Annotated in this window: 31 protein-coding genes, 1 tRNA gene and 2 pseudogenes; 9 read left to right on the forward strand and 25 right to left on the reverse strand. The window is 56.8% G+C overall.

Going from position 1 to position 24,915, the window contains the following annotated elements:
- Positions 1 to 36 precede the first annotated feature (36 nt).
- The 8 genes from ACMXYH_RS21035 to thrS form a co-directional block, all read right to left on the reverse strand.
- Positions 37 to 393 (reverse strand): MerR family transcriptional regulator, encoded by a 357-nt coding sequence (locus ACMXYH_RS21035; RefSeq protein WP_003179985.1) that lies wholly within the window; start codon positions 391 to 393, stop codon positions 37 to 39.
- Positions 374 to 676 carry an integration host factor subunit alpha gene (ihfA, locus tag ACMXYH_RS21040; protein ID WP_002553164.1) on the reverse strand — a complete coding sequence of 101 codons (303 nt, stop codon included), beginning with the start codon at positions 674 to 676 and terminating at the stop codon, positions 374 to 376. The genes ACMXYH_RS21035 and ihfA overlap by 20 nt, the downstream gene beginning before the upstream one ends.
- A gap of 3 nt (positions 677 to 679) precedes the next feature.
- Complete coding sequence (gene pheT, locus ACMXYH_RS21045; protein ID WP_415764813.1) at positions 680 to 3,061, reverse strand: phenylalanine--tRNA ligase subunit beta; 2,382 nt, start codon at positions 3,059 to 3,061, stop codon at positions 680 to 682.
- 26 nt (positions 3,062 to 3,087) lie between these two features.
- Positions 3,088 to 4,104: a phenylalanine--tRNA ligase subunit alpha gene (pheS, locus tag ACMXYH_RS21050; RefSeq protein WP_007905876.1), complete on the reverse strand. Its 1,017-nt coding sequence runs from the start codon at positions 4,102 to 4,104 to the stop codon at positions 3,088 to 3,090.
- A gap of 109 nt (positions 4,105 to 4,213) precedes the next feature.
- Positions 4,214 to 4,570 (reverse strand): 50S ribosomal protein L20, encoded by a 357-nt coding sequence (gene rplT / locus ACMXYH_RS21055; RefSeq protein WP_007905879.1) that lies wholly within the window; start codon positions 4,568 to 4,570, stop codon positions 4,214 to 4,216.
- A gap of 27 nt (positions 4,571 to 4,597) precedes the next feature.
- Positions 4,598 to 4,792, reverse strand: coding sequence for a 50S ribosomal protein L35 (gene rpmI / locus ACMXYH_RS21060; RefSeq protein WP_008145659.1), 195 nt, complete (start codon positions 4,790 to 4,792; stop codon positions 4,598 to 4,600).
- 60 nt (positions 4,793 to 4,852) lie between these two features.
- Positions 4,853 to 5,404, reverse strand: a complete 552-nt coding sequence (gene infC / locus ACMXYH_RS21065; RefSeq protein WP_176469887.1) for a translation initiation factor IF-3 — start codon at positions 5,402 to 5,404, stop codon at positions 4,853 to 4,855.
- Positions 5,404 to 7,326 carry a threonine--tRNA ligase gene (thrS, locus tag ACMXYH_RS21070; RefSeq protein WP_008145656.1) on the reverse strand — a complete coding sequence of 641 codons (1,923 nt, stop codon included), beginning with the start codon at positions 7,324 to 7,326 and terminating at the stop codon, positions 5,404 to 5,406. The genes infC and thrS overlap by 1 nt, the downstream gene beginning before the upstream one ends.
- 374 nt (positions 7,327 to 7,700) lie before the next feature.
- Here thrS and ACMXYH_RS21075 point away from each other — a divergent pair, with 374 nt between their 5' ends.
- Positions 7,701 to 8,003 (forward strand): hypothetical protein, encoded by a 303-nt coding sequence (locus ACMXYH_RS21075; protein ID WP_129443097.1) that lies wholly within the window; start codon positions 7,701 to 7,703, stop codon positions 8,001 to 8,003.
- A 292-nt stretch (positions 8,004 to 8,295) separates the two neighbouring features.
- Positions 8,296 to 8,508, forward strand: a complete 213-nt coding sequence (locus tag ACMXYH_RS21080) for a cold-shock protein (protein ID WP_007905882.1) — start codon at positions 8,296 to 8,298, stop codon at positions 8,506 to 8,508.
- A gap of 72 nt (positions 8,509 to 8,580) precedes the next feature.
- Here ACMXYH_RS21080 and ACMXYH_RS21085 read toward each other — a convergent pair whose 3' ends face one another.
- Positions 8,581 to 8,901 carry an I78 family peptidase inhibitor gene (locus ACMXYH_RS21085; RefSeq protein WP_033061805.1) on the reverse strand — a complete coding sequence of 107 codons (321 nt, stop codon included), beginning with the start codon at positions 8,899 to 8,901 and terminating at the stop codon, positions 8,581 to 8,583.
- 166 nt (positions 8,902 to 9,067) lie between these two features.
- On the reverse strand, positions 9,068 to 9,373 hold the full coding sequence (locus ACMXYH_RS21090; protein ID WP_008145652.1) for a hypothetical protein: 306 nt from the start codon (positions 9,371 to 9,373) through the stop codon (positions 9,068 to 9,070).
- 132 nt (positions 9,374 to 9,505) lie between these two features.
- Here ACMXYH_RS21090 and ACMXYH_RS21095 point away from each other — a divergent pair, with 132 nt between their 5' ends.
- Entirely contained in the window at positions 9,506 to 9,718 is a 213-nt protein-coding gene (locus tag ACMXYH_RS21095; RefSeq protein WP_033061806.1) for a hypothetical protein, read from the forward strand.
- Between the two features lie 34 nt (positions 9,719 to 9,752).
- On the opposite strand, the gene ACMXYH_RS21100 is transcribed toward ACMXYH_RS21095, so the two are convergent.
- The 8 genes from ACMXYH_RS21100 to ACMXYH_RS21135 form a co-directional block, all read right to left on the reverse strand.
- Positions 9,753 to 10,781, reverse strand: a complete 1,029-nt coding sequence (locus tag ACMXYH_RS21100; RefSeq protein WP_415764814.1) for a nucleoside hydrolase — start codon at positions 10,779 to 10,781, stop codon at positions 9,753 to 9,755.
- Between the two features lie 43 nt (positions 10,782 to 10,824).
- A complete protein-coding gene (gene rbsD / locus ACMXYH_RS21105; RefSeq protein ID WP_129443092.1) occupies positions 10,825 to 11,229 on the reverse strand; it encodes a D-ribose pyranase in 405 nt (134 codons plus the stop codon).
- A complete protein-coding gene (gene rbsK, locus ACMXYH_RS21110) occupies positions 11,226 to 12,143 on the reverse strand; it encodes a ribokinase (protein WP_415764815.1) in 918 nt (305 codons plus the stop codon). The genes rbsD and rbsK overlap by 4 nt, the downstream gene beginning before the upstream one ends.
- A 57-nt stretch (positions 12,144 to 12,200) precedes the next feature.
- Positions 12,201 to 13,220 (reverse strand): LacI family DNA-binding transcriptional regulator, encoded by a 1,020-nt coding sequence (locus tag ACMXYH_RS21115; RefSeq protein ID WP_129443088.1) that lies wholly within the window; start codon positions 13,218 to 13,220, stop codon positions 12,201 to 12,203.
- A 3-nt stretch (positions 13,221 to 13,223) separates the two neighbouring features.
- Positions 13,224 to 14,201, reverse strand: a complete 978-nt coding sequence (locus ACMXYH_RS21120; RefSeq protein ID WP_008145645.1) for an ABC transporter permease — start codon at positions 14,199 to 14,201, stop codon at positions 13,224 to 13,226.
- Positions 14,198 to 15,751, reverse strand: a complete 1,554-nt coding sequence (locus tag ACMXYH_RS21125) for a sugar ABC transporter ATP-binding protein (protein ID WP_415764816.1) — start codon at positions 15,749 to 15,751, stop codon at positions 14,198 to 14,200. The genes ACMXYH_RS21120 and ACMXYH_RS21125 overlap by 4 nt, the downstream gene beginning before the upstream one ends.
- 56 nt (positions 15,752 to 15,807) lie before the next feature.
- Positions 15,808 to 16,764 (reverse strand): sugar ABC transporter substrate-binding protein, encoded by a 957-nt coding sequence (locus ACMXYH_RS21130; RefSeq protein ID WP_134423094.1) that lies wholly within the window; start codon positions 16,762 to 16,764, stop codon positions 15,808 to 15,810.
- Between the two features lie 193 nt (positions 16,765 to 16,957).
- Positions 16,958 to 17,419, reverse strand: coding sequence for a hypothetical protein (locus ACMXYH_RS21135; protein ID WP_415764817.1), 462 nt, complete (start codon positions 17,417 to 17,419; stop codon positions 16,958 to 16,960).
- Positions 17,420 to 17,768: 349 nt separating this feature from the next.
- Between ACMXYH_RS21135 and ACMXYH_RS21140 the strand changes: the two genes are divergently transcribed.
- The 3 genes from ACMXYH_RS21140 (at position 17,769) to ACMXYH_RS21150 (ending at position 20,010) form a co-directional block, all read left to right on the forward strand.
- A complete protein-coding gene (locus ACMXYH_RS21140; protein WP_129443080.1) occupies positions 17,769 to 18,857 on the forward strand; it encodes an asparaginase in 1,089 nt (362 codons plus the stop codon).
- A gap of 168 nt (positions 18,858 to 19,025) precedes the next feature.
- On the forward strand, positions 19,026 to 19,316 hold the full coding sequence (locus ACMXYH_RS21145; protein ID WP_095128572.1) for a DUF1654 domain-containing protein: 291 nt from the start codon (positions 19,026 to 19,028) through the stop codon (positions 19,314 to 19,316).
- Positions 19,317 to 19,320: 4 nt separating this feature from the next.
- Positions 19,321 to 20,010, forward strand: a complete 690-nt coding sequence (locus ACMXYH_RS21150; protein WP_415764818.1) for an endonuclease — start codon at positions 19,321 to 19,323, stop codon at positions 20,008 to 20,010.
- Between the two features lie 56 nt (positions 20,011 to 20,066).
- Here the strand turns inward: ACMXYH_RS21150 and ACMXYH_RS21155 are convergent, their stop codons facing one another.
- Together ACMXYH_RS21155 and ACMXYH_RS21160 are read right to left on the reverse strand one after the other, a co-directional pair.
- Positions 20,067 to 20,975: a siderophore-interacting protein gene (locus ACMXYH_RS21155; protein ID WP_415764819.1), complete on the reverse strand. Its 909-nt coding sequence runs from the start codon at positions 20,973 to 20,975 to the stop codon at positions 20,067 to 20,069.
- A gap of 100 nt (positions 20,976 to 21,075) precedes the next feature.
- Positions 21,076 to 21,441, reverse strand: coding sequence for an SPOR domain-containing protein (locus ACMXYH_RS21160; protein WP_415764820.1), 366 nt, complete (start codon positions 21,439 to 21,441; stop codon positions 21,076 to 21,078).
- Positions 21,442 to 21,691: 250 nt separating this feature from the next.
- On the opposite strand from ACMXYH_RS21160, the gene csrA reads away from it, so the two are divergent.
- A complete protein-coding gene (csrA, locus tag ACMXYH_RS21165) occupies positions 21,692 to 21,886 on the forward strand; it encodes a carbon storage regulator CsrA (protein WP_007938114.1) in 195 nt (64 codons plus the stop codon).
- Between the two features lie 179 nt (positions 21,887 to 22,065).
- Here csrA and ACMXYH_RS21170 read toward each other — a convergent pair whose 3' ends face one another.
- A complete protein-coding gene (locus ACMXYH_RS21170; RefSeq protein ID WP_415764821.1) occupies positions 22,066 to 22,521 on the reverse strand; it encodes a DUF2214 family protein in 456 nt (151 codons plus the stop codon).
- Positions 22,522 to 22,693: 172 nt separating this feature from the next.
- Between ACMXYH_RS21170 and ACMXYH_RS21175 the strand changes: the two genes are divergently transcribed.
- Entirely contained in the window at positions 22,694 to 22,906 is a 213-nt protein-coding gene (locus ACMXYH_RS21175; RefSeq protein ID WP_415764822.1) for a hypothetical protein, read from the forward strand.
- Positions 22,907 to 23,037: 131 nt separating this feature from the next.
- Here the strand turns inward: ACMXYH_RS21175 and ACMXYH_RS21180 are convergent.
- A pseudogene (locus ACMXYH_RS21180) lies at positions 23,038 to 23,136 on the reverse strand (DUF6124 family protein); the annotation flags it as partial.
- Between ACMXYH_RS21180 and ACMXYH_RS21185 the strand changes: the two are divergent.
- Positions 23,136 to 23,364 (forward strand): annotated as a pseudogene (locus ACMXYH_RS21185) (carbonic anhydrase); the annotation flags it as partial. The pseudogenes ACMXYH_RS21180 and ACMXYH_RS21185 overlap by 1 nt on opposite strands.
- 66 nt (positions 23,365 to 23,430) lie before the next feature.
- Here ACMXYH_RS21185 and ACMXYH_RS21190 read toward each other — a convergent pair.
- The 3 genes from ACMXYH_RS21190 to ACMXYH_RS21200 form a co-directional block, all read right to left on the reverse strand.
- A complete protein-coding gene (locus ACMXYH_RS21190) occupies positions 23,431 to 23,625 on the reverse strand; it encodes a hypothetical protein (protein ID WP_129443068.1) in 195 nt (64 codons plus the stop codon).
- Positions 23,626 to 23,777: 152 nt separating this feature from the next.
- Complete coding sequence (locus ACMXYH_RS21195) at positions 23,778 to 24,038, reverse strand: hypothetical protein (RefSeq protein WP_415764823.1); 261 nt, start codon at positions 24,036 to 24,038, stop codon at positions 23,778 to 23,780.
- A gap of 699 nt (positions 24,039 to 24,737) precedes the next feature.
- A tRNA-Val gene (locus tag ACMXYH_RS21200) sits at positions 24,738 to 24,814 on the reverse strand.
- Positions 24,815 to 24,915 lie beyond the last annotated feature (101 nt).

Genomic DNA, 24,915 nt, shown 5'->3' on the forward strand with positions numbered 1-24,915 from the left:
AGCTTTTGAAAACTGGAAGTATTTAAAAGCAGGAAATTATTTCTTGAGCACAACCAGTACATCTTCCAATTCAGCGATCATCTGCCGAATCATTTGCTTGTATTGAGTGGTGTCATCTTTGGCTTCATCGCCGGACAAACGCAGGCGTGCACCGCCGATGGTGAACCCCTGGTCGTAAAGAAGCGCGCGGATCTGCCGGATCATCAGCACGTCTTGTCGCTGATAATACCGGCGGTTTCCGCGGCGTTTGACGGGGTTGAGTTGAGGAAACTCCTGCTCCCAGTAACGCAGCACGTGTGGTTTTACCGCACACAGCTCGCTGACTTCACCAATGGTGAAGTAGCGTTTGCCTGGGATGACGGGTAGCTCGTCGTTATGACTTGGTTCCAGCATAAGCCTCAACTCGGGCCTTCAACTTCTGCCCTGGACGAAAGGTGACCACACGGCGAGCCGTGATCGGGATTTCTTCACCCGTTTTCGGATTGCGGCCAGGCCGCTGGCGTTTGTCCCGAAGGTCGAAATTGCCGAAACCGGACAATTTGACTTGTTCGTTGTCTTCAAGAGCGTGCCTGATTTCCTCAAAAAACAGTTCGACCAATTCCTTGGCCTCCCGTTTATTCAGGCCCAGCTCCTCATACAGACGTTCCGCCATCTCAGCTTTCGTCAGAGCCCCCATACGTCACTTCCTTAACGTGGCGTTCAACCTTTGTTCGAGCGAGGTGAGGATGTTTTGCGTCGTGGTATTCACCTCATCGTCATTAAGAGTGCGCGATGGATGCTGCCAGGTCAAGCCGACTGCAAGGCTTTTTCTATCAGGATCAATGCCTTTACCCTGATACACGTCAAATAGCCTTAGGTCTGTCAGCCATTCGCCTGCATTTTCACGGATTACGTCCAGCACAGCATTGGCCGCAACGTCCGTGGCCGCAATCAGCGCCAGATCACGACGCACTTCAGGAAAGCGCGATAACTCCTGGAATTTAGGCATTTTGCCCAACGCTACTTCGGCCAAAACCAGCTCGAATACGAAGACTGGACGGTCGAGACCGAGGGTTTTCGACAATTCAGGGTGGATAGCACCGACGAAACCGACCAAGCGACCTTCACGTTCGATGCGCGCGGTTTGACCCGGATGCAACGCAGGGTGTTTGCCCGGTACGAAAGTGAATGAATCCAGTGCACCGGCGAAGCCCAGCACCGCTTCCGCGTCGGCTTTGACGTCGAAGAAGTCCACCACATCGCGACCTTGCGCCCAGCCTTCCGGCAGACGACTACCGCAAACAACACCCGCCAGCATCGGCTCTTGCTTCAGGCCGTCCAGCTGACCGACGAAACGCAGGCCGCTTTCGAACAAACGAACCCGATCCTGCTGACGGTTCAGGTTGTGCTGAAGCGCCTTGACCAGGCCTGGCCACAGGGACGAGCGCATGGCAGCCATGTCATTCGAAATCGGGTTGGCCAGCAGCAGCGGCTCGACACCCGGATTAAACAACTCGAACTGTTTCGGATCGATGAAGCTGTAGGTGATCGCTTCCTGGTAACCACGAGCCACCAGCAGACGACGCAGCTCAGGCAGATCGCTACGCGCTTCAGCCTTGGCCTGCGGCGCCAGACGAGCTTGCGGGTAGCGAACCGGCAGACGGTTGTAACCATACAGACGAGCCAGTTCTTCGATCAGATCGACTTCCAGGCTGATGTCGAAGCGATGGCTTGGCACTTCGACGCGCCACTGCCCTGCCCCATCGGCAGAAATCTTCAAACCCAAGCCGCTGAGCAGTTGCTCGACTTCGGCCGAATCCATTTCCATACCCAGCATCTGAGTGATGCGTTGCGCACGCAGAGTAACTGGCGCAATCGACGGCAGGTGCTGCTCGCTGACGGCTTCGATGATCGGGCCAGCTTCGCCGCCAGTGATTTCCAGAAGCAGGCCAGTCGCGCGCTCCATGGCTTCACGGGCCAATTGCCAGTCCACGCCACGCTCGTAGCGGTGCGAGGCATCGGTGTGCAGGCCATAGGAACGGGCCTTGCCAGCGACAGCAATCTGATCGAAAAACGCGCTTTCCAGGAACACATCGCGAGTGGTCGCGGTGTTGACGCCGCTGTGCTCGCCACCCATGACGCCGGCGATTGCCAAGGCGCGGGTGTGGTCGGCAATCACCAGCGTATCGCTACGCAGGCTGACTTCCTGACCGTCGAGCAGTACCAGCTTCTCGCCTTCTTCAGCCATGCGCACGCGGATGCCGCCGTTGATTTCGGCGAGATCGAAAGCGTGCAGCGGCTGACCCAGTTCCAGCATCACGTAGTTGGTGATGTCGACGGCAGCGTCGATGCTGCGCACGTCACCACGACGCAGACGCTCGACCATCCACAGCGGCGTTGGCTTGGACAAGTCAACGTTACGGATCACACGACCCAGGTAACGCGGGCAAGCGGCTGGCGCCAGCACTTCGATCGAACGCACTTCGTCGTGCACGGCTGGCACGACAGCAACCACCGGACGGGTGACTTCAGCAGCGTACAACGCGCCGACTTCACGAGCCAGACCGGCCAGGGACAGGCAGTCGCCGCGGTTCGGGGTCAGGTCGACCTCGATGCTGGCGTCGTCCAGGCTCAGGTACTCACGAATGTCCTGACCGACCGGCGCATCGGCCGGCAATTCCATCAGGCCATCGTTGCCTTCGCCGACTTGCAGCTCGGCCTGGGAGCACAGCATGCCGTTAGACTCAACGCCACGCAGTTTGGCTTTCTTGATCTTGAAGTCGCCTGGCAGTTCGGCACCGATCATGGCGAACGGAATCTTCAGGCCCGGGCGCACGTTGGGTGCACCGCAAACAACCTGGAAGGTCTCCGAGCCATTGCTGACCTGGCAAACGCGCAACTTGTCGGCGTCCGGGTGCTGTTCGGTGCTCAGCACCTCGCCCACCACCACACCGGTGAATTCGCCAGCGGCCAGCGTAACGCTATCGACCTCAAGACCGGCCATCGACAGACGAGCAACCAGCTCGTCGCGACTTACCTGCGGGCTTACCCAGCCACGCAGCCATTGTTCACTGAATTTCATCCTGCTCTCCTAAGAATTCGTTACGACTAGCGAAATTGCGCGAGGAACCGCAAGTCGTTGTCGAAGAACAGACGCAAGTCGTTCACGCCGTAACGCAGCATGGCCAGACGCTCAACACCCATGCCGAAGGCAAAGCCCGAAAACTCTTCCGGGTCGATGCCGGACATGCGCAGCACATTCGGGTGAACCATGCCGCAGCCCATCACTTCCAGCCAGCCAGTCTGTTTGCAGACACGGCAGCCTTTACCGCTGCACATCACGCATTCCATGTCGACTTCGGCGGATGGCTCGGTGAACGGGAAGTACGAAGGGCGAAAACGCACGGCCAGTTCTTTTTCGAAGAACACGCGCAGGAACTCTTCTATGGTCCCTTTCAGGTCGGCGAAGTTGATATCGCGATCGACCAGCAGGCCTTCGACCTGGTGGAACATCGGGGAGTGGGTGATATCGGAGTCGCTACGGTACACACGGCCTGGGCAGACGATGCGGATCGGCGGCTGTTTCGATTCCATGGTGCGGACCTGTACCGGTGAGGTATGGGTGCGCAGCAACATGTTGGCATTGAAATAGAAGGTGTCATGCATCGACCGGGCCGGGTGATGGCCTGGGATGTTGAGCGCTTCGAAGTTGTGGTAGTCGTCTTCGACCTCAGGGCCTTCGGCAATGCCGTAGCCGATGTGAGTGAAGAACTGCTCGATACGTTCCAGAGTGCGAGTAACCGGATGCAGACCACCCGAGGTCTGGCCACGGCCAGGCAGGGTCACGTCAATGGACTCGGCGGACAGTTTGGCGGCCAGGTCGGCCTCTTCAAACAGTGCCTTGCGCGCATTGAGAACCTCTGTGACACGCTCCTTGGCAACGTTGATCAGTGCGCCGACTTGCGGACGCTCTTCTGCCGGCAAATTCCCCAGGGTCTTCATCACCTGAGTCAATTCGCCCTTTTTGCCAAGGTAGTGAACCCGGATTTGCTCCAGGGCATTGATATCTTCAGCGCTTTGCACAGCCTCTAGAGCTTGAGAGACGAGCGCATCCAGGTTTTCCATGTACAGACTCCAGATACAAAATAGGGGAAGAGCTTGAAGGCTCTTCCCCTATTTATGACGTTTAACACCTGACCCCACAGAGGTGAGGCCGGGTGACTGTCGGGGGTACTTAAGCCAAGGTGGCTTTAGCTTTCTCGACAATCGCAGCAAACGCCGCTTTTTCGTTCACTGCCAGATCAGCCAGAACCTTACGGTCGATCTCGATGGACGCTTTTTTCAGGCCGGCGATGAAACGGCTGTAGGACAGACCGTTGATACGTGCACCAGCGTTGATACGAGCGATCCACAGAGCGCGGAACTGACGTTTTTTCTGACGACGGTCACGGTAGGCGTATTGGCCTGCCTTGATTACCGCTTGCTTGGCAACACGGAATACGCGCGAGCGAGCGCCGTAGTAGCCTTTAGCAAGTTTCAGAATTTTTTTGTGACGTTTACGGGCAATGACGCCACGCTTTACACGAGCCATGAGTTACTTCCTCTATTCTTGACTAAATTAACGAAGGCGCAGCATGCGCTCGACTTTTGCCACGTCACACGGTGCCAGCAAGCTGCTACCGCGCAGTTGACGCTTACGCTTGGTCGACATTTTAGTCAGGATGTGGCTCTTGAAAGCGTGCTTGTGCTTGATACCGTTAGCAGTTTTCAGAAACCGCTTAGCAGCACCACTTTTAGTTTTCATTTTTGGCATGTTCGGATACTCCGCATTCAGTTGATAAACATAATCAGAAGGCCTGCCGTGCCCTATTGATTACTTCTTCTTTTTCGGGGCGATGACCATGATCAGTTGGCGTCCTTCCATCTTAGGATGCTGTTCGACCGAACCGTACTCGAGCAAGTCACCTTCAACTCGCTTGAGGAGTTCCATCCCCAGCTCCTGGTGGGCCATCTCACGGCCGCGGAATCGCAAGGATACCTTGGCCCTGTCCCCATCACTCAGGAAACGTACCAGGTTGCGCAGTTTTACCTGGTAATCCCCTTCCTCCGTCCCTGGACGAAACTTGATTTCTTTAACCTGAATCTGCTTCTGGTTTTTCTTGGCCGCGGCAACCTGCTTCTTCTTTTCGAAGATCGATTTGCCGTAGTCCATCAGTTTGCAAACAGGGGGTACTGCATCGGCGGAAATTTCCACCAGATCCAGTTTGGCCTCTTCAGCCTTAAGAAGCGCGTCTTCAATTGACACAATCCCAAGCTGTTCACCTTCAGCCCCAATTAACCGAACCTCGCGTGCCGAGATATTCTCGTTGATCGGGGCCTTCGGTGCAGCTCGTTTATCTTGTCTCATTTCACGCTTAATAGTAATTACTCCGAATCTGGGCGACCACGCCGGGAAACCGCTTGAGCGAGGAACTCGGCGAACTGGGCGACGGGCATCGAGCCCAGGTCAGCACCTTCACGAGTACGCACAGCGACAGTCTGCATCTCGACTTCCCGATCTCCGATAACCAAGAGATAAGGAACCTTGAGCAAAGTATGCTCGCGGATTTTAAAGCCGATCTTTTCATTTCTCAAGTCAGACTTGGCACGAAATCCGCTTTCGTTGAGAGTTTTTTCAACCTCAGCGGCGAAATCAGCCTGTTTATCAGTGATATTCATGATCACTGCCTGGGTCGGAGCCAGCCACGCGGGGAATGCACCCTCGTAGTGCTCGATCAGGATTCCGACGAAACGTTCGAAGGAGCCAAGGATCGCCCGGTGCAACATCACCGGGTGCTTGCGACTGTTGTCTTCAGAGACGTATTCGGCTCCCAGACGGACAGGCAGGTTAAAATCGAGCTGAAGGGTACCACACTGCCAGACGCGGCCAAGGCAATCTTTCAGCGAGAACTCGATCTTCGGACCGTAGAACGCACCCTCACCCGGCTGCAGATCATATGGCAGGCCAGCACTATCAAGGGCTGCAGCCAGGGCCGCTTCGGCGCGATCCCACAGTTCGTCGGAACCGACGCGTTTTTCCGGACGAGTGGACAGCTTCATCTCGACGTCTTTAAAGCCGAAGTCGGCATAAACGTCCATGGTCAGCTTGATGAACGCAGCGGATTCGGCCTGCATCTGCTCTTCAGTGCAGAAGATGTGGGCGTCGTCCTGAGTGAACGCACGCACACGCATGATGCCATGCAGCGCACCCGATGGCTCATTACGATGGCAGGCACCGAATTCGGCCAAGCGCATTGGCAACTCACGGTAGCTTTTCAGGCCTTGATTGAACACTTGCACGTGGCAAGGGCAGTTCATCGGCTTGATGGCGTAGTCGCGGTTTTCCGACTGCGTGGTGAACATGTTGTCGGCGTAGTTGGCCCAGTGCCCGGACTTCTCCCACAGGCTGCGGTCAACGACCTGCGGAGTTTTGATCTCCAGGTAACCGTTGTCGCGCTGAACCTTGCGCATGTATTGCTCGAGCACCTGGTACAGAGTCCAGCCGTTCGGGTGCCAGAACACCATGCCCGGCGACTCTTCCTGGGTGTGGAACAGGCCCAGACGCTTGCCGATCTTGCGGTGATCGCGTTTCTCAGCTTCTTCGATGCGCTGAATGTAAGCCGCCAGCTGCTTTTTGTCTGCCCATGCCGTGCCGTAAACGCGCTGCAATTGCTCGTTCTTGGCATCGCCACGCCAGTAGGCGCCGGACAACTTGGTCAGCTTGAAGGATTTCAGGAAGCGCGTGTTCGGCACATGCGGACCGCGGCACATGTCGACGTATTCTTCGTGATAGTACAGGCCCATGGCCTGTTCGTTCGGCATGTCTTCGACCAGACGCAGTTTGTAGTCTTCGCCGCGGGCCTTGAACACTTCAATCACTTCGGCGCGCGGAGTGACTTTCTTGATCACGTCGTAATCTTTTTCGATCAGCTGCTGCATGCGCTGTTCGATGGCGGCCAGGTCGTCCGGAGTGAAGGGACGTTCAAAGGCGATATCGTAATAGAAGCCTTCGTCGATGACCGGACCGATGACCATCTTGGCCGTCGGGTACAGCTGTTTGACCGCATGGCCCACCAGGTGGGCGCAAGAGTGGCGAATGATCTCCAGCCCCTCTTCATCCTTTGGCGTAATGATTTGCAGCGTAGCGTCGCTGCCGATGATGTCGCTGGCGTCGACCAGCTTGCCATCGACCTTGCCGGCCACGGTGGCTTTGGCCAGACCTGCACCAATGGATGCGGCGACCTCGGCTACGGATACCGGGTGATCGAATGAACGTTGACTGCCGTCGGGAAGAGTAATAGTTGGCATGGCGCCTCCTCTCCTAGTGGTGACCCCTACCAAAGGTCACGTGGGTTGGGATGAGCCAGTACAAGATCCGATCCAGGCCATTCAATGACGAACGCCTGCCTTACAGCGGCAGGAGCCTTGCGGCCAACCGGAAAACCGAACCAGAGTGACTGGGATTCAAATCAGGGTTATTCGCACATTTGCCGCTACCGGGACTGAAGGTCATCCGGAGCCTGCAAACGCCCGAGCCAGGCATGCTAGCACAGATGAACGGTCGTCGATGCACCGAGGCTTTGTCTTGGGGCAAATCGGGCAATTTTATGCCAGAGTGCTGAACTAGAACCCTGCTTTACCCCTCAGATAACAAGACATTGACCCACAAGGAGCATCCCAGCATGCATCTGAAACGTTTATTCGCAGTAGTCGCCCCCATCGTTTTGCTGCTGCCACTGGCCGCCCATGCCGATTGGCCGAAGGGCGAACGCGAGAAATACATGGCTCAGTGCACAGAAGCGGCCACTCCGCAGATCGGTGCTGCAGCAGCGAAGGCTCACTGCGCTTGCGGCGCCGATGCCATCAAATCGTACCCTGCCAAAGACATCCAGTCCCTGATGGACAACACCGCCAATGATGCCCTGAAACAAAAAGCACTGACGCAAATTAGCGCGTGCAAAGCCGATAACAAGGCCAAAAAATAAGCCCGACAGAGCGCTTTTTGCGCCTGCAACGACAGTAAAAAGCCTTTGAAAACCGACTTTTCGTACAATTTATGCAGGTTTTACAGGTTTTTTTATTGTCTTTACTTTTGGCTGAAAGCCTTTTAAAACGGGGCTTGCAGCCAAACAAAGCAGCAAACAGAACGCGACTGCAGGGCAAACAGCACGTCCGGGGGGCTCCCAAAGCGAACATTTCGACTATGATACCCCGGTGTGCCCAGTTGGCCTGAGCAGCACAGCACTACTGAAAATATATGTTTCTTGGAGATACACCATGTCTAATCGCCAAACCGGCACCGTTAAATGGTTCAACGATGAAAAAGGCTTCGGCTTCATCACTCCTCAAGGTGGCGGTGACGACCTGTTCGTACACTTCAAAGCTATCGAAAGCGACGGTTTCAAAAGCCTGAAAGAAGGCCAGACCGTTTCCTTCGTGGCTGAGAAAGGCCAAAAGGGTATGCAAGCTGCACAAGTCCGCGCTGAGTAATTTTCAGCCGCACTAAAAAAACCCCGTCCATGTGACGGGGTTTTTTATGGGCGAAACAAAAGCCTGAAGCGATCAGCCGCAGTTGACACGGGTGACGACCCGATTGGCATCGGTATTCAGGTTCAGGCGATCGGAGCGGTACTCCAGGGTCACCATGTCGGTGGGCAAGAGGAACCGTGCATTCTGCGCGCCTGCGCGAGTACGCGCCTGCTCCAGCAGTTCAGGCGAAGCCTTTTTGCCAATGGTGAATTCGGCAGCCTTTGCCTCACAACGGCTGTGACCCGTGTCAGTCGTCGTGACAGGATCTGTTGTCGACTCGGTGGAGGTAGTGCTGCAACCGGCCAGCATGGCAACGGCCAACAAAGTACCCAATGACGCGAGCTTCCAAGGCATGAAGCCTCCTTTTTTCAATAGTTAAGCTGAGATCGTGCGACCGCCAATCTGGCGTTTGGTTTCACAGGGAGTACTAGCACCCTGCCCTCTATTCGGACACGCGGCGAGTTTGCCTGAGCATCGTCCTGCCGTTTACCACTCAATCGTGACTGAATATGAACAGCGCTCAATAGACGTCAATGTAGTCGAACGGCGGATTCGGCCAGTTCTCTTTCAGCGCATTGAAAATCTGCATGACCCAGACCTCATCACTGGCCGCGACCAATCCGACATAACCGGAACCCTTGGCCCACGTCTCCAGACGAAACAACAGCCCGCTGATATCAGTGCCGCCCACAACGCCTGACGAAATGTAGGCGATGCCGCCCTTGGTGACTCGCAATTGAGTGTGCTCATCGTCGCTGGCAGAGGCCAGCAGCTGACGCACCGCCTCAAGGGTCAAGCCGTCAGGAGTGTTCAAATCGATCTGCACAGCACAGTCCTTGAAAATTCATCAAAGACCAAGTGTCGCATAGCCCTCCCCTCATGCCTAAGTCGGAGTGCCAAAAGCCGCGCAAAATGGTTAACTCGACACTCAGACTTTCCCGACTTCACGAGCGCCATCATGACCACCGTAAGTATCGACGCCGACATCAAAGCCAAGTGGCCACAGGGCCACAGCTCTTACAGCCCGGGCAGCCCGGAAGAGTTGGCAATCATTGGTATCGATCTATTGGTCAAGGAGCTGGGGACTGAAGCGGCGCAATCCTTCATCGCGCAGGTATTCGAGAAATACCCGGCCGACTACAAGGGCGCTGAATATAACGAAAGGGAGTGAAACCCGCAGGCGCTGGCGCCTACGGGTGTGAAGCTTACTTCAGACGAGCCAGACGCTCGGTCAGCAGGTCAAAGAAGCCCTGGGCGTCGCCGCTTTCTACCCAGAAAGCGTTCTTCGGCGCTTTCAGGCCGTCATACCAGTCGACGATGGTTTGGCCGAACGTCGGGCCTTCGCGGCTATCAACGACTACGTTGACTGAACGACCGGTGAACAACTCAGGCTTGAGCAGATAGGCGATGACAGTAGCGTCATGCACCGGGCCACCCGGAATGCCGTAGTGTTCCATGTCGCCTTTGACGTATTCATTGAGAATATCCCCCACCAGCTTGCTGGCATTGTTGTTGATCGCTGCGATCTGCTTCAGGCGCGCTTCACTGGTGAGGATCTTGTGGGTCACGTCCAGCGGCAGGTAGGTCAGCTTCACGCCGCTTTTCAATACCACTTCCGCAGCCTGCGGGTCGGCGAACAGGTTGAACTCGGCCACCGGGGTGATGTTGCCGCCATTGAAGTGTGCTCCGCCCATGATCACCACCTCCTTGATGCCCTGAACGATCTCAGGTTCCTGGATCAGCGCCAGGGCCAGGTTGGTCTGTGGACCGAGCATGGCGATGGTAATGCTATGGGACTTGGCGGCTTTCAAGGTGTCGATCAGGTAGTTGACCGCATTGCCTTGGGCCAGGCCTTTTTTCGGCTCATGTACGGTGACACCCGACAGTCCTTCCTTACCATGGATGTTCTCGGCATAGATCGGCGTGCGCATCAGCGGCTTCGGAGCGCCCGCGTAGACCGGCACCTCCTCGCGTCCTGCCCACTCGCGGGCCAGCCGCGCATTACGCGACGTCTTGTCCAGACGCACATTGCCGGCGACGGTGGTCAGCGCACGAATGTTCAGCTCTTGCGGCGATGCGAGGGCAAACAGCAAGGCAACCACGTCATCGGCACCCGGGTCGGTGTCGATGATCAGGTCGATCTTTTCCGCCGCCTGGGCGCTTGTTGCGGTAATCAGGGACAAAAGCAGCAGACTCCGAAGCAAATGGTGCAGTTTCTGAGCATAGCGGTGCATAGCGCACTCCTTGTGCGTGGGACAGCAGAAAGACAACAGCGAGTTAGAACGTTACCCCCGCCACCAGCACGATGTTGCAATACGGCTGACATTCGCCTGTGCGAACAATCGCCCGTGCCTGTTGGCTGAGGACTTTGAATTGGTCATGGCTGAGCAGCTCACGCTGACCCAGCGCACCTTCGGCATTCAGCTCATCGAGCGTCGCCAACGCCGAAGGCTTTTTGTCCAGGATCTCCTGGGCCAATACATGGCTCTCGACCTGCATTTCGCTGAGCACAACCTTCAACGTACTGACGAAATCCGGGATACCCTGGGTCAGGGCCAGGTCGATCAGTTCAACGCCTGGTGGCACCGGCAAACCGGCATCGCCGATTACCACGATGTCGCCATGGCCCAGAGACGCGATCAGCCGCGACAGCGCGACGTTGAGCAAAGGTGTCTTTTTCATGGTGCTTTAAAGGCCTGTACGTCGGACAAGGTGGGAATCGAGGGTTGCGCGCCAGCACGGGTCACCGACAGCGCCGCGGCGACCTGGCCGAAACGGATCGCGTCGGCTTCGTTTTTGCCGGCCGCCAGCGCGGCGGCAAAACCACCGACGAAGGTGTCGCCAGCCGCCGTGGTATCGACAGCCTTCACCTTCGGCGCAGGGAAATGCTCGAAGCCTTTGCCGTTGGCAAACAGCGAACCTTGAGCACCGAGGGTGATGATGACTTTGCCGGCCCCCATGGCGATCAACCGGGACGCAGCGGTTTCGGCAGAGGCCAGAGAATCCACTGGCAAACCACTCAGCGCCGAGGCCTCGCTTTCATTGGGTATCAGGTAATCGATGGACGCGTACCAGTCCGCCGGCAGCGGGCGACTGGCCGGCGCAGGATTGAGGATCACAGTCTTACCCAATTCACGGCCGCGCTTGAGCGCATGACCGACAGTGGCATCCGGGACTTCCAGCTGACAGATAATCACGTCCGCCGCCCGCAATACGGCGTCGAAACGATCAATCACCTCTGGAGTCAACGCACCGTTGGCACCGGCAACGATCACGATTGCGTTCTGGCTGTTGTCATCGACCACGATCAACGCTACGCCGCTGGAATCGTCGACGGTGCTGACCGCCTGGCAATCGATCTGCTCGGCCAACAGCGCCCCGCGCAGTTCGTTGCCGTAGGCATCGCTGCCCACGCATCCGACCATCGACACCTGCGCCCCCAACCTCGCCGCGGCGACCGCCTGGTTCGCGCCCTTGCCACCGGAAACCGTGGCAAACGACTCGCCAATCAGCGTTTCACCGCCACGGGGCAGCCGTGGCGCCCGGGTGACCAGGTCCATGTTCAGGCTGCCTATAACCACTACTTTTGCTGGCATACATTGCTACTCATCAATTCTGTTTCAGCGGTGCTTTTGATTTAGCGGCTTTCTATTTCAACGGAACTGGGCGAACACGCCGGCCAGCGGCGCAGTCGACTCCCGCAGGACAATACTGGGCGTCACGATCCGTTGATCGGTGGCCATATCCGGTGTGGCAATTCTTCTTAAAAGCACTTCGGCCGCCATCTCGCCGAGTTGCAGGATCGACTGCCCCACGGTGGTCAGCGCCGGGTACACATAGCGGCTCATCTGAATATCGTCGAAGCCGATCACCGACAGCTCTGTCGGTACACGAATGTTGCGCTCGGCCGCCGCTCGCAGCACACCGATGCCAATCATGTCGTTACCGGCGAAGATCGCGCTCGGTGGGGTCTTTTCCAGCAGTATCGCGGCGGCGTTGTAGCCGCCAGTGCTGGTGAAATCACTTTCCAGCATGCGCTCGCGGGATACTTCGACTCCCGCCTCTTTCAGGGCACGGCAATAACCGGCCAGACGCATCTGCGCCACGCTGGTACTCGCAGGGCCGCCAATGGTGGCGATGTCCCGGTGCCCCAATTCCAGAAGGTGGCGGGTCGCCAGATAGGCGCCGTATTCATGATCGATCCGCACGAGATCGGCATTCACACCTTCCAGTCCACGGTCGACGATCACCATCGGCGTACGCACGCCTGCCAGGCCTTCTGCCAGCCCCGCGTCACCGCCAGCCGAAGCGACGATCAGCCCGTCGATGCGCTTTTCCAGCAGTACGCGCAGGTAGCTGCGTTGCTTGTCCGGGTTGTCATCGGAGTTACAGAGAATCACGCAGTAGCCATTACGCTCGCAGTAATCCTCGATGCCGCGCGCCAGTTCGGCGAAGTACGGGTTGAGGCTGTTGGGCACCAGCAGACCGATGGTCGCCGTGGTTTTGGCTTTGAGAGACCGGGCCACGGCACTGGGCACGTAGTCGAGAGTTTTGATCGCTGCCTCAACCTTGACCCGCACCTCTTCGCTCACCGGCCGGGTCTTGTTCACTACGTGGGAAACCGTGGTGTAGGAAATTCCCGCGAGCGCTGCCACATCCTTGATCGTTGCCATGACTCAGGTCCGCCGGCTTGCGCGCTGACTGCGATAAGTATCAAGCACCACCGCCACCACGATCACCGCGCCGGTGATGATGCGTTTGGTGGGTTCAGTCGCGCCGATCTGCGCCAGCCCGGCCGCCAATACGGAAATGATCAGAACCCCGAAGAACGTACTGATGACCGAACCGCGGCCACCCATCAGGCTGGTGCCGCCGATCACGACCGCGGCGATCACTTGCAACTCCAGCCCGGAGCCGGCATTCGGATCCGCCGCTTCCAGGCGAGAAATCTGGAACAGCGCAGCAATACCGGCCAGCAGCCCCATCAGACTGAATACCAGAATCTTGTAGGGCTTCGGATTGATCCCTGCAAGACGCACCGCCTCTTCGTTGGTGCCGATGCCGATCAGGTAACGACCGAAGACGGTACGCGTCAGCACTGCCTGGGCAATGAAGATGATCAGCAAGGCAATGATGAACGACGGCGAGATGCCGAAGGCGATCGGGTTGGACAACCAGGCGAAGGCATCACCGATGTAGGCCGTGCGCGATCCGGTCATCTGATAGGCCACACCGCGGGCCATTTCCAGCACGCCAAGGGACACGATGAACGACGGAATGCGCCACGCCACAGTGATCGAACCCGTAATGGTCCCAGCCAGTGCTGCCGCCGCCATTCCGAGCAGCGCCGCAGGCAGCACGCTCCAGCCCCAACCGAGAATCGCCACACTGACCGTTGACGCTGCGAGTGCGAGCACCGACCCCACCGACAGGTCGATGCCGCCGATGATCAACACGAACGTCATGCCGACCGCCAGCACCATCAAGTCCGGAATCTGGTTGGCCAGGGTGCTGAAGGTGTCATAGGACAGGAAATGGCTGCTCAGAACCGAGAACAGCGCGACCATTGCCAGCAAGGCACCGGCCAGACCCAGATAGGTACCGAGGCCGTAGAAGTTGCCACTACGTTTGCCGGCAGTCACTGCAGTATTCATGCGAGATCCCTAGGCGCTGCTTCATTGAGCAACGCATCACGTTTTTGGTAGCCGGCGAACGCGGCGGCAAGCAAATCATCCTGGGTCCAGCTGTCACGCTCAAAGGTGTCGATCAGACGTCCCGCCGAGAGCACGCCGATGCGGTCGCAGATCAACATCAGTTCACGCAGGTCGCTGGACACCACTACGAGCGCTTTGCCTTGACGGGTCAGCTCACCGAGCAAGGCATAAATGTCAAACTTGGCGCCGACGTCGATGCCACGCGTTGGCTCGTCGAACAGCATCACCGAGCAATCACGCTCAAGCCACCGGCCGATCACGACTTTCTGCTGGTTACCACCGGACAGTTCCGACACAAGTTGCGTCGGGCTGGAGCTGCGGATGCGCATGGCGTCGATCTGACGCTGGGCCAGCGCCATCTCGTCACCATTGTTGACGAAGCCACCGCTGGAAATCACCGGCATGTTGCCCAAGGCAATATTCGCGCTGATCGATTGAGTCAGCAGCAGGCCTTCGCCTTTGCGGTCTTCAGTGATCAGGGCGATGCCATGACCGACCGCGTCAGCCGGCGAGCGGATACTGACGACTTGTGCTGGCGAACCGAGCGCAACAGTGCCGCTGTCTGCGATGTCAGCACCGAAAATCAGCCGCAGCAACTCGGTGCGCCCTGCCCCGATCAAACCGGAAATCCCGTAGATCTCGCCGGCGCGTACTTCGAAGGACACGTCGCGAACCTTGTCGGAACGGGTCAGCCCTTTGACCGTCAAGGCTGGAGCGCCGATCTTGCGCGGGCCCATGTCCATATGTTCGCCGAGTTCACGGCCGACCATCAGCGTCACCAGTTGCTCACTGTTGTAATTGGCCATCGGCTCGACGCAAACCAGGTTGCCATCGCGCAGTACCGCAATACGCTGGGCGACCCGCGCCAGTTCTTCGAGACGGTGCGAGATATAGATGATCGACACGCCGCGAGCTTGCAGACGAGTGATCTGCTCGAACAGCATCTCGACTTCACGGTTCGTCAACATCGCGGTCGGTTCGTCGAGGATCAGCACGTGGCAATCGCCGATCAGGTTGCGGGCGATCTCCACCATTTGCTGGTGACCGATGCCCAATTCGCCCACCAGCGTATCCGGGTCAATCGCGTCGAGGCCGACCTGGGCCATGGCTTCGATCGCTGCCTTGCGCAATTGCCTACGACTGATCCAGCCGCCCTTGCTGGGCAGGTTGTCGAGGAACATGTTTTCCGCCACCGACAGGGTCGGCAACAGATTGAGCTCTTGCATCACCATGCGGATGCCGAGGTCTTCGGCCTGAGTGCGGCTTGTGGGGCGGTAATCCTGCCCCTGGAATTGCATGTGGCCGGTGGTCGGTGCGACCAGTCCGCCGATGATCTTCGACAGCGTGCTTTTTCCGGCGCCGTTTTCGCCGGTCAGCGCCAGCACTTCACCGCGCATCAGCGTCAGATCGATGCCGGTCAGGACCGGTTGGGCGTAGGTCTTACCGATACCGCTGACCGAGAGGACAGCGTTCGGGGCAGAAACTGACATAAAAACTCTCCATGCGCTCGCCCCGACGGGCGAGCACCGTTGTGTCGCCAGAAGGACTACTTGGTGACCAGCTCTACCGGAGTTTCGATCACGCCATTGGCGCCGCTGTCGACTTTCTCACCCTTGATGATCTTCAGCGCAGTCTCGATGCCGAACACGGCTTGCCTGGCTGCAAACTGGTCAGCGGTAGCCAGAACGCGGCCATCCTTGAGCATTGGCTTGATGGCATTGATGTTGTCGTAACCGACCACTTGCACCTTGCCGGCCTTGCCCGCTGCACGCACGGCGGATACTGCGCCGACGGCCATGCTGTCGTTGCCGGCCAGTAGGGCTTTGACTTGCGGGTATTCGCTGAGGATCGAGGCAGCAACCTTGTTGCCTTTGTCGATTTCCCAGTCACCGGACTGCAAAGAGACGACCTTGATCTGCGCCGCTTCCATTGCATCCTTGAAGCCTGCGGTTCTTTGCTGTGCGTTGGTGGTGGTTGAAACGCCTTCGATGATGCCGACTTCGTCCCCGGCCTTCAGTTGCTTGGCCAGGTACTCGCCCACCAGACGCGCGCCTTTGCGGTTATCCGGGCCTACGAACGGTACGGTGATGTTTTTGCTTTTGACCACCGCCGGGTCCAGTTGGTTGTCGATGTTGATCACGGTGATACCGGCATCGATGGCTTTCTTGATCACTGGAACCATGGCCTTGGAGTCAGCCGGCGCGATGACCAGCGCATTGACCTTGGCCAGAATCATTTGCTCGACGATGCGTGTCTGGCCAGCCGTGTCGGTTTCGTCTTTGATGCCGTTGGAGATCAGCTCGAAATCGCCGGAGTGGTCTTTCTGATAGGCCTTGGCGCCGTCTTCCATGGTCAGGAAGAATTCATTGGCCAGGGATTTCATGACAAGCGCGACTTTGGGTTTTTCAGGAGTCTCGGCGAAGGCCGAAGAGACAGGTAACGCGATGGATGCGGCAGCCAGCATAGCGACAACGAGAAGACGTCCAGCGAATGGCAGCTTCATGGGTTCACTCCGATCTTATGATTATTCTGAGCAACGCTTGCGCTGGCGTAGGCTTCATTGCGCTCACTGATGGATAACCACCGGGAGCACCGCGCAAACGTTTGCGTAGACCGAACTATGCGAACCCTGCCGACATTTGTCAACGAGCAGAAAAGCCGTTTTGCGGGGGAAACCGCAAATGCCGGCATTCATGTCATGCCGTCGTGTTGACCACCGATCCGGTGCTGGAGCCTTTGGCCATTTCCTTGTAAAGGCTGTTGGCCGTTTCCAGTATTGCGGCAGTGGTATCGGCCATTTGCCCCTGAATCGCCATCACCACGGTGGCCTTGGCTTCTGGCGTCGGGTAAGACGCCGATTGGGCCGCCGCCAATTGCTGCTGTTGCTGACGCAGTTGCTCTTGCAGTTCTTTCAGTCGCTGGAGCAAAACCTTTTCCGCCACCGAGGCGTTGTCGGCGCCATCCGTTTCTTTCGACGCCTCCTCACTTTTACCCAGGCCCACAGCGCCGGTTCTGACTTGCTTGCTGTCGCTTTCCTTCGCACCCAACGCTTGATTCGCGGCATCGGCCGTCTGATCGCTCAACGCTTGAATCGTAGTGGCGGACTTACCGCCGATGGTGACGCCTGCGGCGTTTGGGATACCAATGGATAACGACATATGAACTCCTGAGTAAAAAGATCCTTTAAAGGAGCATCGACCGAAGCACGGGTTTCTTTAGCACTAATTCTCAATCTGGCAAGGCGATTTGCTCTATAGAGGTCGTAGTACTTTTCGGAGAGCCGAACACAAACGCTCAACGCGTTCGGAAACCCGGACAACAGACTGTGCAACCATTCTGGCCAATCAAATAAATACTGATACAAATCATCAAGTTAAAAGTTTTCCTCATTCAAAGTAGGACTGGTACAGATCCTGCTCATCTCATTTACCCCAAGCGTTCAGATCCGCCTGGGGCGCATCTAGATGAACCTGCATCAGCACCGTCTCACTCCTAGAGAGAAAAATAATGACATCTGCTTTCAAGACCTTCGTTCCGGGCGCTTTAGCCCTCCTGCTGCTCCTGCCTACTGCCCTTCAGGCAAAAGAAGTCGAAACCCAACAGAAACTGGCGAACGTGGTGATCCTGGCCACCGGCGGCACCATTGCCGGCGCGGGCGCCAGCGCCGCTAACAGCGCTACCTATCAAGCGGCAAAAGTCGGCATCGAACAATTGATCGCGGGGGTTCCGGAACTCAGCCAGCTGGCTAACGTTCGTGGCGAACAGGTCATGCAGATCGCGTCCGAAAGCATCACCAACGACAACCTGCTGCAACTGGGTCGTCGAGTGGCTGAGCTGGCCGACAGCAAGGACGTCGACGGCATCGTTATCACCCACGGCACCGACACCCTGGAAGAAACCGCCTACTTCCTGAACCTGGTGGAAAAAACCGACAAGCCAATCATCGTTGTCGGCTCCATGCGCCCAGGCACCGCGATGTCGGCCGATGGCATGCTGAACCTGTACAACGCAGTGGCCGTGGCCAGCAGCAAAGAGGCACGCGGCAAAGGTGTACTGGTGACCATGAACGATGAGATCCAGTCGGGTCGCGACGTCAGCAAAATGATCAACATCAAGACCGAGGCGTTTAAAAGTGCCTGGGGTCCACTCGGCATGGTGGTTGAAGGTAAATCCTACTGGTTCCGTCTGCCGGCCAAGCGTCACACCATGGACTCAGAATTCGACATCAAAACCATCAAGAGCCTGCCTGACGTAGAAATCGCCTATTCCTACGGCAATGTCAGCGATACCGCTTACAAAGCGTTGGCTCAGTCTGGCGCCAAAGCCATCATTCACGCCGGTACCGGCAATGGCTCAGTCGCGTCCCGCGTAGTCCCATCGCTGCAAGCCCTGCGCAAGGACGGCGTGCAAATCATTCGTTCGTCCCACGTCAACGCCGGCGGTTTCGTACTGCGTAACGCCGAACAGCCAGACGACAAGTACGACTGGGTTGTGGCGCATGACCTGAACCCGCAAAAGGCTCGCATCCTGGCCATGGTCGCACTGACCAAGACCAACGACAGCAAAGAGCTGCAACGGATGTTCTGGGAATACTGATTCGCCCTCGCCCGACCGGTTCCGGTCGGGCACTGCTTTCACCACTCGCCAACCCAGGCGAGTGGCTCACACCCCCTTCCGATATTTCGATAAAATTTTCCCTTCGTCCTACACCAAACGGAAAAATTGCTGTCAGAGGATTTTCTTGAATTTTAAGCAGTTGCGAAAATGCTCACAGTTAAATACTGTATGCACGTACAGCTTAATAAGGATAATTCCGTGGCCACCACCTCTGCCTCTCCTGACTCCTATGAACGCATGGGTATGCGCGTTCAAAAAATCATCAATTCCCCCACCGCCCAAAAAGCCAAAGCTGCCTTGATCTTCCGTCTACCGGACGAACCTGTGGATGAGTGGGAACAATTGCTCGAAGAAATCGACGAGAACGACAACGTCACCCTCGCCTATCGCGACGATGGCGGGGTGCAGATTTTTTGGGTTGTGCCGAAGGAAGATTGAGTCGATGAGTGTCCGCTGGTTTGCTTTGCTGTTTTTGTTCATCACCCTCGGCGCCCAGGCTGGTGCCCCACGCACTTTCAACGAAGCCAAGAAAGTTGCCTGGAGGCTCTACGCACCGCAATCCACAGAGTTCTATTGCGGGTGCAAATACACCGGCAACAAGGTCAACCTCACAGCCTGCGGTTATGTACCGCGCAAAAACGCCAAGCGTGCTTCCCTCATCGAGTGGGAGCACATTGTTCCGGCCTGGCAGATCGGCCATCAGCGTCAGTGCTGGCAAGAAGGTGGGCGCAAGAACTGCACGCGTTACGATCCAACCTACCAGAAGGCCGAAGCCGATCTGCACAACCTGGTGCCGAGCATTGGTGAAGTGAATGGCGATCGCAGCAACTTCAGTTTCGGCTGGTTGCCGGTGCAGTCGGGCCAATATGGCTCGTGCCTGACCCAGGTCGACTTCAAGGCGAAGAAGGTCATGCCCCGCCCATCCATACGCGGCATGATCGCCCGAACATATTTCTACATGAGCAAGCAGTACGGTCTGCGCCTGTCGAAACAGGATCGACAGCTCTACGAAGCCTGGAACAAAACCTATCCGGTAGAGGCTTGGGAACGTCAGCGTAACCAGAGCGTGGCGTGCGTCATGGGCCGCGGCAACGTGTTTGTCGGCCCGGTCGACATGAAAGCCTGCGGTTAAGCGCTCGCTGAAAACACAAAGGCCTCGGGTTTAACACCCGAGGCCTTTGTTCGTTTCTACCCGCCCGCTTTGTTGCAACGCCAGTAGCCCATCAGGTTGAGTGACTCCTTGGCAATGCCGCATTCCTTGATCAAGTATTTGCGCAGACTCATCACCGCAACCGTTTCCCCGGCGATCCAGCCGTAGAAGCCACCACGGGCAGCCTCGGACGTTTCCCAGAGCATGTCTTCGTCGACATCGACTTCCGCCAGTTCCACCGTTTCGAATGCTTTAGCAGATGACGGCAGAATGGCCCGACAGACCGCGTCGACCATCAGCGAACCCACTCCGGTCGCGGTGGCGCGATCTCGAATCAGCCACTCCACCGAAAGCCCGGGCCAGTCAGGAACCGGCAAAGCATCGTCCACACTGTCTACTTCAAAAAACGCATGGGTTATCGGTGGTACGGCAAGCGCTGCCAGCTCATCCAGAATGCCGAGCTCCGCGGGTAAAGCCGTGGCATCGGCGACCAGTAACAGTTGCTTGAGCTGTTGAGGCGGCTGCCACTCGAAACCTCCCGCGTCTTGCGCCGAAAACTGGCGATCAGGTGCGACGATCTGGATCGACTCACCCGCTGCTGCATGGATTGCCCAACGGGATGCAGGGCCGGTTTCGCCATGCAACACGAAGTCGATGTCCACTTCGCCTTGCTCGGCACGCAAATGCCGGATGGTGTAAGTACGCATCGCCGGGCGCTGGGCAACCGGCATCGCGCGGTAACGTGCGTACCAGCCATCGCCATGAGAGAGCTTGGCAGACGAACCGTCCACAGCCGGAAAGAATAGCTTCACGCGCTGATCCGGTGCCCAGGTCGCCATTTCGGTAACCATCGGACCGGCCAGAGTGACGCGCATCAAATGAGGACTCAGCGCCTTTTTGCGCCGCAGGACTGCGTCGAATATTTTGTAAGGGGTGGCGGAGGCCATGGGGGAACTCCTACTGGGAATCGACAGTGACTACATCTAGAAACGAGTCAATGTGGATCCCCTTTAAGGCGTTCCGTCGAAAGCTCCCTGAAAAAGACCGTTACTGGGTCACTGGATGGTCGACAACCAACAATTCGATGTTCTGTTTTTTCGCCCGGGTGAGCGCCGCGCGCACTTCTGTCTGTTTGGCCTCGGCCTCGGCTTTCGAACTGAATGGCCCGAGCAGAATCCGGGTTTTTCCATTTTCCTTGACGATATTGGAAACGAAACTGTGCTCAATCAACCAGCCGCTCAAATCGCTGACCGCCTGAGGCGTTTCGCCTCGAACTTCGAGATCCCATTGTGGTGCGGATAACACAGAGGCTGTAGTCGCAGCTGCCGGTTGCGGCTTTTGCGCCTCAACACTCTTGCCCTCACCGCATCCCGCCAGCGCCAGTACCGCGATTACCAAGACCATTTTGCGCACAACGCGTCCCTCAGAATGCTTAAAGCGGCGATTTTAGCATCCATGATTACTTCCCGAGTGCCGCAAAATGGGCTCAAAACAACGAGAATGATGGTTGCGGCCTCTGTATAGTTACGCCTTGGGAATTAATGCAGCATCTGCGCGTCAGAAAGAGGCACCCAAACCGTGAGACTTCGCACTAATCTATACATACCACCGACCTCTGCACTGTCCGAATCAGGTGCCCTACAAAGCAATCAAGGAGAAGACCATGCTGATACTCACCCGCAAAGTCGGTGAAAGCATAAATATTGGTGATGACATTACGATCACCATTCTGGGCGTTAGCGGCCAGCAAGTCAGAATTGGCATCAATGCCCCGAAAGACGTTGCGGTTCATCGCGAAGAAATCTATCAGCGCATTCAGGCTGGCCTCACCGCTCCAGACAAACCGCAGACTCCCTGAATCCTGTTGCAGTCAGTAGCCAGCCCGTTCGTTACAGCGCAATGGCTGGCTAAAGATTCATGCTCGGCATTTTGCTGAGCACTCGCCTCCTCCCCCATTACGTGAAGCCGATGCTACCGGCTTCGGCCACGCCGTGGCTGTCAGATTATTCGCTTTAACCCCGACGAATCACGCCGTTATTAGCCGAAGGTCACACCGCGCGCCATGCCGGTGGCCGCAATCACCACCAACATCAACAACAGCGCTTCGATATGGCTGATGCGTGCAAACAGCCTGGCTCGGCCCTGGTCAATCGAAGCGCCCCTGCCCAAGGCGATCCGCCACTTGATCAAGGTGATCATTGGTGCCACTTCAAGCAGCAGAATGATCACGAACAGCGTCATCTTCAGATGGAACAACGGCTGATGAAGGTAATAGTCGGTGCCTTTTTCGTACCCACCGAAGGCCCGCATCAAACCTGTGACCAGCAAAATACCCGCACAGATGCCCCATACGTTATCGGCAACCAGCACACTGCGAACCTGCGCCGTACCGACGGCCAGGCGGCTTAACGCCGTCCCTCGGGTGAGCACCGCCCAGAGGCCCAAGGCAACAGCCAAGAGGTGGATCGCCGCAAGAAACCAGTGAGACAGCATAGGAACGCTCCTGACAGGGGTAAGGAAATGGGCTTGTCAGTAGTAGTCCAAAATCTGGAAATCTGCCTGCTGGCCGCGACATGACTGGCGAACAGCCACCTATCTCCCTATCATGCCGCCCACTGGCCCTTGCGTAAGGAGCCAGAGGATAAACATTCAAAAGGGAATAGACGTGAAAGAGTTCGTAATTGGCGTAAACAACGTAGTTCTGTACGTCGCACTGGCCGTTATCTGGATCGCCGCAGTGGTCATGATCTTCGTTCAGGGCTTCTGGTCCGGGGCTGGCGTTTTCATTACCGGCACCCTGACGTGGTGCATCGTCTCCGGCTTCTGGTTTGTACAGTCGGCGACTTATGAAGAACTGAAGAAGTTGAACGCCAGGTAAGATTGGTTTTAGTTGGTTGGACCTGCCACGCAGGTCCGACGTTGTTGAGATGAACCACGCCAGTAGTGATTCATGCTCTTCATGCAACATTTGTAACGAGGGGGCAATCCCCTCGTTACAGTGCCTGGCGACTACCCGGGATTGTGGTTATCCCGCACGCGATTGACCGCCAACTCACCCATCATGATCACCTGTTGCAGCACCAGCATCGTCTTGCGCTGTGGGCCTTCCTGGCCACATCCCAAAATTGACTGACGCACTTAAACCCCCCATCGAGAAAGTGTTCAACATCCCCCGGAAACCTTATCGACAACGCTACAGCGCAGAATGTCAAAGATTCGGTTAACCGCCTTAAACATGCCTCACCACTGCTCACTGATGCGCTCAGCAAGGGCACGTTGAAGATTGTGGGGGGCGTCTATCGCCTCGCTAGCGGCAAAGTAGACTTGATTGCCTGACTTAGTAGCGCTGCACCGATGCCGAGATCCAGATGTGAAGAGCCCAGCGCGATGGCTGGGCTCTGGTTATTTTCTGTTTTCCATCATCTTGTCGGCGAGAGCTTTGGCCCTTTCAATCAACAGGTTCTGCCTGTCTTCATGAGTAGCCCCTCCTACGACCGGTGCCGTCAAATTGCTTTCCGCAATCAACGCAGCGCAGAAGTATTGATCCCAAACAGCTCTGTCCACCGATACCTGCTTGTTCATTTGGTCGGCGATCATATGCGGCTCCTTTTGATGAGGTAGCACCGCTATCTTACGCCTGAATCACTGGCAATCCGTGCCGCTGAAGCTAATCGGCAAACCGGGTGATCATTGACCGGCCCGAGGGGAGCCTGTCACCGCCGTCTCTCGCTAGCCGATGGCCAGCGCATTCAGTCGTCTCTATCGTCACGATCACGATCACGATCACGATCACGACCGTGATTGCGTTCATACCCCTGATCATTGTCACGACGATCATATCTGCGGTCATACCCTCGATCATCGTCATAACCTCGGTCGTATCCACGACGGTAATCATGACCTCGATCACGATCTCGACCGTACCTTTCTCCGTCGTCCCAGTGAGGCCCGCAGCCTCCCAACAGGAGAGAGCCCGAAATGGCCATGAACATTATTACTGCACGCTTCATTTGAACGTCCTGAATGCAAAGGTCAGCGATATGACAGTGAGGCCGCTCAATGATTCAGTGGTCAGATACAGCGAAGTCCAGAAGGCCGTAGCGCAAAAAATGGTGGACATAGGCGAGGAGATGCCAGGGCCGATGACCCCGGCTAGCACTGCCAAGCTGAGGGGGAAGCTTGACGCGGAGTGCAAGCCGCTAATGAAGGCTGCGTGGTGCGAAGTCTATGAAGATCCAACTGCTTGTGAGGCGTAATACCTTGGCGGTATCAATATAGGCATCCATTATCGAGTTCGGCCCAGAGTCGGGCTTTTCGTATCCGCCCTGTCACGCCTTCGTCACACCCACCCTGCACAATGCAACCAGCCAAAAGGATTTGGCCCCATCTACAGAGAGCCTGGCCAAGTGCCGGGTTTTTTCGTTCCAGCGACATCCTTTTCACGAAGCACTCACAGAACGCAGCGCAGATTGAGCAGACAAAAGGATTTGACCCCATACAGAGAGCCCGCCATGCGCGGGCTTTTTGTTGTCAGTCATTCCAGCTGCAAAGCTCCCCACTCCCTCGAATGGTTTACATGAAGGTGAAAGCCGATTTGAGGTGGTTCGTTTTTCCAAATTGTTTCCAACGTTTTTCCAAACGCCGCCCAACAAAAAAGGGCCCACCTTTCGGTGAGCCCTTCTAGACCGCCCAGCAGAGCGGATTTTGTTTGGTAGGCGCGATTGGACTCGAACCAACGACCCCCACCATGTCAAGGTGGTGCTCTAACCAACTGAGCTACGTGCCTGCTGTGAGGCGGCATTCTACGGAATTCCGGAGGGGTGTCAACACCTTTTTTCGAGCTAACCCTATGAATATGCAAAATATTTAATTTCGCCGCTGCAAAGA

Source organism: Pseudomonas frigoris (assembly GCF_047758635.1).
In the GTDB taxonomy this organism is placed as follows: domain Bacteria; phylum Pseudomonadota; class Gammaproteobacteria; order Pseudomonadales; family Pseudomonadaceae; genus Aquipseudomonas; species Aquipseudomonas frigoris.

Excerpts from the sequence above, each read along its gene's own strand:
- ACMXYH_RS21085 (WP_033061805.1), bottom strand. The coding sequence starts at position 8,901 with ATGCCTTGGAAGCTCGCGTCATTGGGTACTTTGTTGGCCGTTGCCATG.
- rbsK (WP_415764815.1), bottom strand. The coding sequence starts at position 12,143 with ATGCCAGCAAAAGTAGTGGTTATAGGCAGCCTGAACATGGACCTGGTC.
- ACMXYH_RS21155 (WP_415764819.1), bottom strand. The coding sequence starts at position 20,975 with ATGGCCTCCGCCACCCCTTACAAAATATTCGACGCAGTCCTGCGGCGC.
- thrS (WP_008145656.1), bottom strand. The coding sequence starts at position 7,326 with ATGCCAACTATTACTCTTCCCGACGGCAGTCAACGTTCATTCGATCAC.
- ACMXYH_RS21150 (WP_415764818.1), top strand. The coding sequence starts at position 19,321 with ATGAGTGTCCGCTGGTTTGCTTTGCTGTTTTTGTTCATCACCCTCGGC.
- ACMXYH_RS21135 (WP_415764817.1), bottom strand. The coding sequence starts at position 17,419 with ATGTCGTTATCCATTGGTATCCCAAACGCCGCAGGCGTCACCATCGGC.
- ACMXYH_RS21080 (WP_007905882.1), top strand. The coding sequence starts at position 8,296 with ATGTCTAATCGCCAAACCGGCACCGTTAAATGGTTCAACGATGAAAAA.
- ACMXYH_RS21115 (WP_129443088.1), bottom strand. The coding sequence starts at position 13,220 with ATGGCAACGATCAAGGATGTGGCAGCGCTCGCGGGAATTTCCTACACC.
- pheS (WP_007905876.1), bottom strand. The coding sequence starts at position 4,104 with ATGGAAAACCTGGATGCGCTCGTCTCTCAAGCTCTAGAGGCTGTGCAA.
- ACMXYH_RS21125 (WP_415764816.1), bottom strand. The coding sequence starts at position 15,751 with ATGTCAGTTTCTGCCCCGAACGCTGTCCTCTCGGTCAGCGGTATCGGT.
- ACMXYH_RS21140 (WP_129443080.1), top strand. The coding sequence starts at position 17,769 with ATGACATCTGCTTTCAAGACCTTCGTTCCGGGCGCTTTAGCCCTCCTG.
- csrA (WP_007938114.1), top strand. The coding sequence starts at position 21,692 with ATGCTGATACTCACCCGCAAAGTCGGTGAAAGCATAAATATTGGTGAT.
- ACMXYH_RS21120 (WP_008145645.1), bottom strand. The coding sequence starts at position 14,201 with ATGAATACTGCAGTGACTGCCGGCAAACGTAGTGGCAACTTCTACGGC.
- ACMXYH_RS21170 (WP_415764821.1), bottom strand. The coding sequence starts at position 22,521 with ATGCTGTCTCACTGGTTTCTTGCGGCGATCCACCTCTTGGCTGTTGCC.
- ACMXYH_RS21035 (WP_003179985.1), bottom strand. The coding sequence starts at position 393 with ATGCTGGAACCAAGTCATAACGACGAGCTACCCGTCATCCCAGGCAAA.
- ihfA (WP_002553164.1), bottom strand. The coding sequence starts at position 676 with ATGGGGGCTCTGACGAAAGCTGAGATGGCGGAACGTCTGTATGAGGAG.
- ACMXYH_RS21075 (WP_129443097.1), top strand. The coding sequence starts at position 7,701 with ATGCATCTGAAACGTTTATTCGCAGTAGTCGCCCCCATCGTTTTGCTG.
- pheT (WP_415764813.1), bottom strand. The coding sequence starts at position 3,061 with ATGAAATTCAGTGAACAATGGCTGCGTGGCTGGGTAAGCCCGCAGGTA.
- ACMXYH_RS21130 (WP_134423094.1), bottom strand. The coding sequence starts at position 16,764 with ATGAAGCTGCCATTCGCTGGACGTCTTCTCGTTGTCGCTATGCTGGCT.
- rplT (WP_007905879.1), bottom strand. The coding sequence starts at position 4,570 with ATGGCTCGTGTAAAGCGTGGCGTCATTGCCCGTAAACGTCACAAAAAA.
- ACMXYH_RS21195 (WP_415764823.1), bottom strand. The coding sequence starts at position 24,038 with ATGAAGCGTGCAGTAATAATGTTCATGGCCATTTCGGGCTCTCTCCTG.
- ACMXYH_RS21190 (WP_129443068.1), bottom strand. The coding sequence starts at position 23,625 with ATGATCGCCGACCAAATGAACAAGCAGGTATCGGTGGACAGAGCTGTT.
- rpmI (WP_008145659.1), bottom strand. The coding sequence starts at position 4,792 with ATGCCAAAAATGAAAACTAAAAGTGGTGCTGCTAAGCGGTTTCTGAAA.
- ACMXYH_RS21095 (WP_033061806.1), top strand. The coding sequence starts at position 9,506 with ATGACCACCGTAAGTATCGACGCCGACATCAAAGCCAAGTGGCCACAG.
- ACMXYH_RS21145 (WP_095128572.1), top strand. The coding sequence starts at position 19,026 with ATGCTCACAGTTAAATACTGTATGCACGTACAGCTTAATAAGGATAAT.
- rbsD (WP_129443092.1), bottom strand. The coding sequence starts at position 11,229 with ATGAAAAAGACACCTTTGCTCAACGTCGCGCTGTCGCGGCTGATCGCG.
- ACMXYH_RS21100 (WP_415764814.1), bottom strand. The coding sequence starts at position 10,781 with ATGCACCGCTATGCTCAGAAACTGCACCATTTGCTTCGGAGTCTGCTG.